Source organism: Streptomyces sp. NPDC057654, from assembly GCF_042800135.1.
Taxonomy (GTDB): Bacteria; Actinomycetota; Actinomycetes; order Streptomycetales; family Streptomycetaceae; genus Streptomyces.
This window is the reverse complement of sequence record NZ_JBHVHQ010001040.1, coordinates 1-2726: the sequence shown is the minus strand read 5'-3', so window position 1 is coordinate 2726 and position 2726 is coordinate 1. Positions and strand designations below refer to the sequence as shown.

Below are 2726 nucleotides of genomic sequence, written 5' to 3'. Positions count from 1 at the left end.
GGCGTCCATGCTGGTGCCGGGCGTGGGGCGCAGCCCCTGGTAGAGGGCGGTGAGGCGCGGCAACAGGTCGGGGCAGCGGGCATGTCCAGGTAGTAGTCGCGGTACGGGACCTGGTCCAGGACGTGTTCGTTGCTGCCGGGCTCCGCCGGGCCGACCGTGTGGACGGCCGGTTCCCCGCCGCTCGGACCGGTCGCGTTGAACGCCCCCGCGTCGAAGGTGAGCCGGACGTTGAGATAGTCCTCGCCGAACTGCTCCCGCAGGAACGCGCCCTGCATCTTCGGATAGTTCGCCGGGTCGTCGCTCTCGTAGGCGACGTGCGCGTTGTGCGCGGACAGCAGCACCTTGTCGCCGGTCCGCCGCTGCCACCAGGCGGTGTTGTCGGCCATCGACTGGTCGCGGAAGCGCATGGCCGCCCTGCTGCCCTCCGCCGTGTCGAGGTCGTGCGCGGTGAGCGACGCGACCTGCGAGATCGCCCGCGCGTGCTGTACCGCCCACGCGAACTCCGCACGGTCCTCGCCGGGCCGCTGCCGCCGCAGCAGGTCGAGGGCTTCCCCGGCCCGCGCGGCCAGGTCCCGCCGCTCGGCCAGGGGCTTCGCCAGGTACGCGGTCATCCAGGCGTCCATGCTGGTGCCGGGCGTGGGGCGCAGCCCCTGGTAGAGGGCGGTGAGGCGCGGCAACAGGTCGGGGCAGCGGCGCGCCGCGTAGCCCGTCACCCGGTCGAAGAGCTCCGGGCCCGCGTAGCCGACGTCGTCGCCCATGAACTGGACCTTCTCGGCATGGTGTGTGTTGTAGGCGCGCATCCACTCGATGAGGTCCAGATACTCCTGGTTGTTCCAGAACCGGTAGGCGTTCTGGAACTCCTCCTTCATGATCTGCCGGGCGTTCCCCTTCCCGTGCAGGACGTAGTCGTTGATCCGCAGCCCCGCGCCCCAGTTCGCCTCCAGGGCGAAGGTGGTGAACCCTTTCTGTTCGATGAGATAGCGGAAGAGCCGGTCCTTGTTGGCGATGAACTCGTGGGAACCGTGCGTCGCCTCGCCGACCCCCACCACCTTCGCGTCACCGATCATGCGGCCGATCGCCCGCAGGTCGTCGGTGTCCTCGGCCGCGGGGTCGGTGGTTCGTAAGGGGTGGGCCGCGCGGGTCAGGGCCCGTACGGGGTCGTCGGCGCGCTGCCGCGCCTGGGCGGCGGGCGGCTGGGCCAGTGCCGTCGCGCCCAGGCCCAGCAGCAGCGCGAGGAGGAGGACGGGCCGTCGTCGGGGGCGATCGCGTAGGCGTTCGCGTCGCCGGTCGGATGCCGTGCTTCGGGTGACTGTCATACGGGCCATGGTTTCGGCCCGTACACCTCAACTTCCATACGGCTGGCACCAGTTCGTAGGTATACCCGGTTCCATCGGGCCAGCCCCACCCCGCCCGTTCACCGGTAGTGCAGATACCGTTCCCGCACTCCGCGGAACGCCGCCAGCCCCTCCTCCCAGTCCGCCGCCACCTCGTCCGCGGACGCCCCCGCGTCGATCATCGTGCGGACCCTGGTCGACCCCGTGAGCTTGTCGATCCAGCCGTCGGACCGCCACGCGAAGCCGCGCCACACCTGCTTGGCGGTGACCAGCAGCGCGATGCCGGTACGCACCGGGTCGAAGGCGCGCGGGTCGTGGACGTGCAGCTGCACGCCGCCCACCGTCTTCCCCTGGAACTTGGAGAACACGGGCACGAAATACGCCTCCCGGAACCGCACCCCCGGCAGCTCCAGCGCGTCCGCCCGCTCCGCCCACCGGCGGTCGATCCCCTCCGCGCCCAGCAGCTCGAACGGCCGCGTCGTGCCCCGCCCCTCGGAGAGGTTGGTGCCCTCGAAGAGACAGGTCCCCGGGTACGCGAGGGCCGTCTGCGGCGTCGGCATGTTCGGGCTCGGCGGCACCCACGGGAGCCCGGTCGCGTCGAAGAAGTCCGCGCGCCGCCACCCCGACATCCAGACCGTCTCCAGCTCCACCCTCCGGCCCGCCGCCCGCGCCACGAACTCGCCGTTGAACAGCCGCGCCAGCTCCGCCACCGTCATCCCGTGCGCCTGCGCGATCGGCTCCCGCCCGACTCCGGACGCCTGCGCCCGCTCCAGCACCGGCCCCCGCGCCGCGCGCCCGGTCAGCGGGTTGGGCCGGTCCAGCACCACGAACCGCTTGCCCGCCAGCGCCGCGGCGACCATGCAGTCGTACAGCGTCCAGATGTACGTGTAGAAGCGCGCGCCCACGTCCTGGATGTCGAAGACGACAGTGTCCACGCCCGACGCGGTGAAGATGCCGGCGAGCTCCTTTCCGCTCTTGCCGTACGTGTCGTAGACGGGCAGCCCGGTCGCCGGGTCCTTGGAACTTCCCTCCGAACCGCCCGCCTGCGCGGTGCCGCGGAACCCGTGCTCGGGGCCGAAGACGGCGACGACGCGCACGCGGGGGTCGGCGTGCATGACGTCCACGATGTGCCGGACGTCGGGCGTGACGCCGGTCGGGTTGGTGACGACGCCGACGCGGCGGCCCGCGAGCCGGGCGTAGCCGTCGGCGGCCAGCCGGTCGAAGCCCGTACGCACCCGGGCCCCGCCATGGCCGTGACCGCGGCCGTGATCGTGGCCGTCCCGGCCGTGCGTACGGGCCTCGGCGCGCGTTCCGGGGGCGGCGGGGGCCTGGAGGGCGTCCAGAGCGGCGCTCTCTCCCCGCACAGGCTCCGCGATCGGCCCGCACACGGCG

Annotated in this window: 2 protein-coding genes; both read right to left on the bottom strand. The window is 72.5% G+C overall.

The features are described from left to right. On the bottom strand, positions 1–1316 hold a 1316-nt coding region (locus ACFU99_RS40090), incomplete at its 3' end, for an erythromycin esterase family protein (RefSeq protein WP_384402630.1). A 98-nt stretch (positions 1317–1414) separates the two neighbouring features. Continuing rightward, positions 1415–2722 carry an exo-beta-N-acetylmuramidase NamZ domain-containing protein gene (locus ACFU99_RS40085; protein ID WP_384402633.1) on the bottom strand — a complete coding sequence of 436 codons (1308 nt, stop codon included), beginning with the start codon at positions 2720–2722 and terminating at the stop codon, positions 1415–1417. Positions 2723–2726: the final 4 nt, after the last annotated feature.